This is a genomic window from uncultured Thermosynechococcus sp. (assembly GCF_938074695.1).
In the GTDB taxonomy this organism is placed as follows: Bacteria; Cyanobacteriota; Cyanobacteriia; order Thermosynechococcales; family Thermosynechococcaceae; genus Thermosynechococcus.
This window is the reverse complement of record NZ_CALJEM010000028.1, coordinates 24,143-30,902: the sequence shown is the minus strand read 5'-3', so window position 1 is coordinate 30,902 and position 6,760 is coordinate 24,143. Positions and strand designations below refer to the sequence as shown.

The following is a 6,760-nucleotide window of genomic DNA, read 5'->3' as shown; positions in this document are numbered from 1 at the left end:
TACCCTACCTGTCCGTCCAACCAATAGCCGATAGAGTTGGCTAACTCGTCTAATAGACCTGTTTCTGTCCCTACGCCAACAGCGTAGAGACCCACGATAGCGTCCACAGAAGGGAACTCTTCACAGTACGCCGACAGTCCGTCGTTTAGAAAGTTGTGTAGTTTGACCATATCCGTTTACCTCCTACCTATTATACGGATTAATCCGAAAAAGGTTCCCGAACCTGCATAGACAGCAGGGCTTCTCTGCCGATATACTCCAGAAACTCCACAACAGAAGTGAAAATACTCTGGAGTAGGTAAAGAGTATTCTCTATAATATTTTCAACAGGCGTGAGAATACTCTCTATTTTTTCAAATGGCGTTGGGCGATATATCCGAAAATGGCGTTTACCTGTTCGCGTTCGCATAGTTTTACCTCCTAAGGTTCAGAGTTTCTCTGATACCTTCAGAAAGAGAATACTCTATCGCGTCCAGAAACTCCATAAAACTATAGTTTCTGAAGAGAATAGGATAGGTTCCAACTATCCCATAACTAATAAGGTACGCCAACCCGAATGAGAAAAGGTATCCGCAATATTCCCGAACTAATCCTGTCCAATCCATACCTATATTATAGCACACAGGAACCCCTTTTGTCAAGGGTTTGGGGTATGGACAGAGAAAATCTGGTATTTTTAACAGGTATTGGCGGGTTGCGTTTTATAAAAAAAAAGAGCCACACAAAGTAGCATAGTAAAAATAGCATAGCACAGAAAAGTATAAACACAGAATACCCCCACCCCGATAGCGGTGAACATAATGTGTGTGTGAGGTGAAAATCTTAACCCTTCATTCACGAGGCGGTTCGGTTATAGCGGTATTTACCTTGAAGTTATATTCCCATATAACTGTCAATAAAAAATAAAATAACAGCATAAATCACTTTACATCTCATTTTCTTGGGGTATATTTTTATGCCATACATCCCATAGGCATAAAATCTGTTCCTTATAAATAGTATACCCCCCCCCTTTTTTTGGGGGGGGGTATTTGGGGGATTATAACCCCCTACTTCCACATCACCACATAGGAACGGTATGCCATATGATAGCGTAGGGAAGTGGTGAGTGCGCTTTCTTTGGTGAACAGGGCATTCGGCGTTAAAATAAACGGTTCGCCGATACTTATAAGGAAGTGTATCAGGGTCTTAACGGGTCTTAGCCAAACCCATTCGCCATACGGGTCTCTTTTTTCGGTAAGAATACCTGCACAGCCCGTTCGCTTTAACGCGGTCTTCTCATCTTCAGCAGGCGATAGCAGAAAGAAGGAAGCCCCGTCAAAGAATAACGGCTGTCCTGAGTTGATGAGAAAGTCAACATCCTCAGTGTAAAGGTTATGCACCGAATATACCGTACCGTCCTGTATCAGTGTAGCCATATGCGTTTACCTCCTACATCTGTATTATACCCCATCGGCTCTGAAAAAGTTCCCGTTTCACCACGAGGTTTCCAAAGATGGAAGGTATAATCTTACCCCATCCTCTTCAGCGATAGCGCAGTAAAACCTATCGGGGGGTACTACAAACCCTTCAATAGGCTGTAGCCCTTTAATGACATAATCGCCATCGGGTTTGGGGTTAAGGTATAGTAAAGATACCTTCCAACCGTCCAACTTAATGACGGGTATAGAGTTAAAGTCCAGAGGTTCGGGTGTTATATCCGCGTTCCTCAGCACAAGGTCGTTTAACTCTTCAGGGGTATAGGAAGGTACTATCCCCATAGCGTCCAAAGCCTTCACCAAGTCGTGAATGTCAATCCCGCTGATATACATTATGGGCTGTTTCATCTCATTCACCTCATCTGTGTATACGGCATAGGGCTATAAAAGGTTCCCATCGGCGGTTATTAACCGTCCAATCTCCACTGAAACCCTACCGTCGTCATCTATAAAAAGCACAGCAGAGGTAGGGTCATCATCACGGCGGTTCAGAAAGTACCTCACAAAGGAAGGTAAGTCCATCCTGCGATATACCCTGCTATCTTTTATAAAGCGGTATGCCCCTTCAGGGTCTATCATCATAGCCTTAACGCCGATATTCTCATCTACTACTATAACATCGGCGTTGTGAGGATTAACCGCTTCCACAAAGCGCAGGTTATGTGCGGTACTTAATCGGCGGTTCGGCAATAAACCGCCCGTTAATGCGTACGGATTAGCGTAAAATATCCCAATCATATCCATCACCTCTTAACGGGGGTGAGAAGCGTCTGCTCTGAACGGAGTGAAGAAGCCAAAGTGCCCCTCTACCTGAAACTTATAGTTAATAATATTGTCGGTAAACTTACGCATATATATCACACCGCTATTACTGCTACGGCGTTGAAGGTTGCGTTCAAAGAGTAAACGGCGTATAAACTTATGTAGAGGTGCTCAAGGTGGATGTCCAAGGCGCAGACCTGGATGTGTTGCAAGGTGGTCAAGATCTTTTAGCCTTATCGGTGGGAAGCCCAAGTCAGGGGGATTTTGCTGCTCAGCAAAAGTTTTGCTGATGACGGGATAGCTCTGGTACGTCCCAGCATTGGGCAATTTGCCGGAACCGAGTGCCGAAAGAGTGATTCGGACGTGAACTCTGCAATCTGGATTGATCAAAATTGATCAAAAAAGTGGGCTTGGGGCAGCGGCTCGCTATAAAATGCGAAGGTTGAAAGACTGGAGAAGCCTGCCCTCTACGCGTTGGCGCAGCCCGCCCGCAGGGCATAGTGGGAGGGTCGGGAGCGTGTCACCGATTTTAGACGTAAAGTAAATTAATGAGCGTTTGGCAGCAGGGCGCCACCATTGAGTTAACCATTGACTCCTTAAACCACACAGGGGAGGGAGTGGGACGCTGGCAGGATCGCGTGGTCTTCGTGGCAGATACGGTTCCGGGCGATCGCCTGCGGGTGCGACTGACCCATGTCAAGCGGCAATATGCCCACGGCAAAGTCTTGGAGGTGGTGCAGCCCTCGGAACAGCGGGTACGTCCAAGTTGTATTGTGGCCGATAAGTGTGGCGGCTGTCAGTGGCAGTGTGTCGCTTACGCCTCTCAATTGGCAGCCAAGGAACAGCTGGTTAAGGAGGCGATCGCCCGCATTGGTCATCTGCAACCACAAACCTTCTTGCCGATTTTGGCAGCCCCTAGCCCCTTTGGTTATCGCAATAAAGTCACCTATCCCCTCGGTCGGCGCCCTGGTCGGGTAATTGCGGGTTATTACCAAAGAGGTTCCCATCGCCTAGTCAATCTAAATCAATGTCCGGTGCAAGATCCGCGCCTCAATCCCCTACTGGCCGGCCTGAAGCAGGCGCTACAACCTTGGCCAATTTATAACGAGCACACCCATGAAGCGGGGTTTCGCCACCTGAGTTTGCGCATTGGTCAGCGCACCGGGGAGCAGCTCATTACCCTTGTTCTTGCTGGGGCATTGCCCGCCGGCTTGCAAACACAGGCAGAAACTTGGTTAGACCAGTTTCAGGGGGTGGTGGGGGTCTGTGTCAACTTCAACGATCAAGTGGGAAATTGCATCTTTGGCGACAAGACCGAGGTACTAGCTGGGCGACCCTACCTTTGGGAAGAGCTAGCAGGCGTGAGGTTTCAGATTGCTTCAACCACATTCTTCCAGGTGAATACAGCACAAGCCGAGCAACTGGTGACAACGCTGCGCGCGTGGATTGCCCCTACCGGTCGTGAACGACTGGTAGATCTCTACTGTGGCGTGGGAACGCTGAGCCTACCCCTTGCGGCCTCTGTGGCTGAAGTGATTGGTGTGGAAGTGCATTCTGCCTCAGTTCAACAGGCGATCGCCAACGCCCACCACAACGGCATCCATAACGCCCAATTCCTCTGTGCCAAGGCAGAAGCGTGGCTCCCCCAGTTCGAGCAGCCCATTGATGTGCTGATTCTCGATCCACCGCGCAAGGGGTGCGATCGCGCCGTTCTTGAGGCCATCCTCCGCAACCGTCCGCCGCGTATTCTCTATGTGAGTTGTCATCCCGCCACCTTAGCCCGGGATCTCGCCCACCTCTGCCACAGCGGTGCCTATCAACTGACCAAAATTCAGCCCCTCGATATGTTTCCGCAAACAGCCCATGTGGAAACTATCGCCTTACTAACCGCTTCCTAAGTTATCTCTAGGGGGCTGGATTGGTGCCCTTTGAAACATCTTGGCAAACATCTGACTAACATAGGCTTGGCCATAAACGACCGTGGTCTTAGGCGGCGTCGGACTTGTTGTGTCGGCTGGAGCCATTGGTGGACTTGCCTGCGCATCGGACGGAGAGGTTGCGGAGTCTTGCTGATCTTGCGGGGAATTCTCTGACGGATCGGCGGTTGTTGGCGGCTCTTGCCAAGGATCATCTTGTAGGGGAGTGGTTTCGGTGGGGGGCTGCCAACGGCGACTCCTATCACCGAGCAGGGATCCTGCAGCCACAACTGCACCCGCAGGAATAGTTGTTTGTACCACAGTCGTACTGGTGCCAATGCAGGCATGGGGTTCTACCGTGACTGCCCCAATCAGCAGTACTCCCGCACCAATGTTGACCCCTTCACCCACTTCAATCGTACCGCCGTGGGCATGAATCACACTGCCCATACCAATGCAGACACCTGCCGCAATCCGAATTGAAGCCCCTGGTTCTGCCCAAAGTAGCACGCCGGGTGCCAAAACAGCTTGGGGATCTATTACCACGTCACCGACAATGCGAACTGCCGGTGAAGGAGGCAGGGCTAAGGGCGGCAGGGGCATTGGAGCACCTCACAGGGAGGGCTACTTAGGGGCCTGTTGGAGCAGGATTTCGGCCACCCGCTGCTTACCGGCTGGGTTAATGCCAATCAGCCGTACGTACTCGCCACTGTACTCTTGCAGGTAAGCCTGAATGACAGCCAAGGCTTCATTGAGATTTTTGGCCTCAATGCGGGGGCCACTGTACCATGAATTGGTGCGATAGCGGCGGGCATCCACGTGTTCTAGGGCGAGGGTGTAGCCCTGTTGCAATAGTTGTCGTACTTGTTCGACGACCTCTTGACTCAGACGGTGGCCGCTAAGGCTCCCTTGACTGGAGGCAGTTGAGCGTGATGCAAATCCTTGACCATGGGTACTACTGCCATTACTCGTGGCTTTGCCATTGGGACGGTGAATAATGGTTTCCAGTACCCGCTGCTTGGTTTTAGGATTGACACCCACGAGGCGAACATAGTCTCGCTGGTGCTCCGCAAGGAAGGCACCGAGGTCATTGATTTGTTGGGCAGAGGTAATTTTGATGCCGCTTTGCCAAGAACTGGTACGGAAGCGACGCTGGTCGGCATACTCGGTGGTAACTTGGCAGCCTTGGCGCAATAGGTCTTGAATTTGGTTCACCAGATCGGCGCTGAGAACGGTTTCATTGTTGCCAGCACTGGCTGAAACATGGCTAGCAGCCGCCGAAGTGGGGGCTTTTGTGGCGATCGCCACCGCGCCATCGGGGCGCTGAATAATTTGTTCAAGGACGCGCCGCTTTTGCTTTTGATCAATGCCAATCAAGCGCACGTATTCTCCAGCGTGTTCTTGGAGGCAGGCTTCAAGGGCCGCCAGCACTTCGGGTTCCTGCCTAGACTGAATCGGGGCACAACTGGTCCAAGAACTGGTGCGATAGCGGCGGGCATCGGCGTGCTCTGTGCCGATTTGGTACCCCTGCTGAAGTAACTGCCGCACCTGAGCCACCACCGAGGAATCGAGGGAACTCCCTGGGGCTGCACTCCCCGGCGTACTGGGGCGATCGCTACTGACACTCACCGCCGCAGCTTGACCGGGGCGTTGAATAATTTCCTCAAAAACGCGGCGCTTGGCTTTGGGATCGACGCCAATCAGGCGCACATACTCGCCTTCATGTTCCTTTAATAGCTGGGCGATCGCCGCCATCACTTGCGACTCCTGCCGTCCCGTCAGCATTGGGCAACTTCGCCAAGAGCTAGTGCGATACCGCCGTGAATCAGCATATTCCAAACTGATTTGGTATCCCTGCTGCAACAATTGGCGGACATAAGTCCCATAATCTGCGGTCATAGTGTTCTTTTCCCCGGTGAGCGTTTCAACATGTAGGATGGGCGGGTCTTCTTGACGCTGACGCTGGAGTTCATTCCGAATCGGGGCAATGCAGGCAATATTCTCAGCACAGTGGTACCCCGATAGCAGCGCTTCATTGATACCAACCACGTGCTGGGCAAAGTGAATATCGGACTCTTCCACATTGGGCAGGCGATCAGCTTGCTGCTGGGTCGTGATCACCATTCCCGAAGGTACATATTTTCCCGGTGGAATCTCCACATCTTGGATAAGGACATGCATCATCACCACGCAGCCCGCACCAACCCGTGCATTAAAGACCGTTGAACGAAAGCCAATAAAACAGCCATCCCCAATGTAGGCAGGGCCATGGATCAAGGCCATGTGGGTAATCGAGGCATTGTCACCGATCCAAACAGAATACTCTTGACCATCATCACCAATCACCCGCCCCTGCTGGAGGCCATGGATGACAACGCCATCTTGAATGTTGGTGCGGGAACCAATGTGGAAGGGCGTTCCTTCATCGGCACGAATGGAAGTACCCGGTGCGATGTGGACATAATCCTTGATGCGAACATCGCCGATGAGGTTACTAAAGGAATGGACATAGGCCGTGGGGGCAATCTCTGGCTCCGCTAAATCCCTAGACCACGGCGTTGGAGGTGCCGCATAGGCTTGAACCGCCATAGGGAGAAGTCTCCA

General features: G+C 51.5%; 6 protein-coding genes. 2 read left to right on the top strand and 4 right to left on the bottom strand.

All coding sequences use genetic code 11. The features are described 5' to 3' along the window. Positions 1 to 1,049: 1,049 nt before the first annotated feature. The gene (locus Q0683_RS04725) at positions 1,050 to 1,418 is read right to left on the bottom strand and encodes a hypothetical protein (protein ID WP_298976533.1); all 369 of its coding nucleotides are present in this window, start codon (positions 1,416 to 1,418) and stop codon (positions 1,050 to 1,052) included. A 441-nt stretch (positions 1,419 to 1,859) separates the two neighbouring features. Continuing rightward, entirely contained in the window at positions 1,860 to 2,222 is a 363-nt protein-coding gene (locus tag Q0683_RS04720; RefSeq protein WP_298976531.1) for a hypothetical protein, read from the bottom strand. A 185-nt stretch (positions 2,223 to 2,407) separates the two neighbouring features. Between Q0683_RS04720 and Q0683_RS11035 the strand changes: the two genes are divergently transcribed. Next, positions 2,408 to 2,530: a hypothetical protein gene (locus tag Q0683_RS11035; protein WP_366142727.1), complete on the top strand. Its 123-nt coding sequence runs from the start codon at positions 2,408 to 2,410 to the stop codon at positions 2,528 to 2,530. A gap of 258 nt (positions 2,531 to 2,788) precedes the next feature. After that, positions 2,789 to 4,138, top strand: coding sequence for a 23S rRNA (uracil(1939)-C(5))-methyltransferase RlmD (gene rlmD / locus Q0683_RS04715; RefSeq protein WP_298976528.1), 1,350 nt, complete (start codon positions 2,789 to 2,791; stop codon positions 4,136 to 4,138). On the opposite strand, the gene Q0683_RS04710 is transcribed toward rlmD, so the two are convergent. Continuing rightward, a complete protein-coding gene (locus Q0683_RS04710; protein WP_298976526.1) occupies positions 4,124 to 4,759 on the bottom strand; it encodes a hypothetical protein in 636 nt (211 codons plus the stop codon). The genes rlmD and Q0683_RS04710 overlap by 15 nt on opposite strands. A gap of 21 nt (positions 4,760 to 4,780) precedes the next feature. Further along, positions 4,781 to 6,745: a ribulose bisphosphate carboxylase small subunit gene (locus tag Q0683_RS04705; RefSeq protein WP_298976524.1), complete on the bottom strand. Its 1,965-nt coding sequence runs from the start codon at positions 6,743 to 6,745 to the stop codon at positions 4,781 to 4,783. Positions 6,746 to 6,760: the final 15 nt, after the last annotated feature.

Excerpts from the sequence above, each read along its gene's own strand:
- Q0683_RS04705 (WP_298976524.1), bottom strand. The coding sequence starts at position 6,745 with ATGGCGGTTCAAGCCTATGCGGCACCTCCAACGCCGTGGTCTAGGGAT.
- rlmD (WP_298976528.1), top strand. The coding sequence starts at position 2,789 with ATGAGCGTTTGGCAGCAGGGCGCCACCATTGAGTTAACCATTGACTCC.
- Q0683_RS04710 (WP_298976526.1), bottom strand. The coding sequence starts at position 4,759 with ATGCCCCTGCCGCCCTTAGCCCTGCCTCCTTCACCGGCAGTTCGCATT.
- Q0683_RS04720 (WP_298976531.1), bottom strand. The coding sequence starts at position 2,222 with ATGGATATGATTGGGATATTTTACGCTAATCCGTACGCATTAACGGGC.
- Q0683_RS04725 (WP_298976533.1), bottom strand. The coding sequence starts at position 1,418 with ATGGCTACACTGATACAGGACGGTACGGTATATTCGGTGCATAACCTT.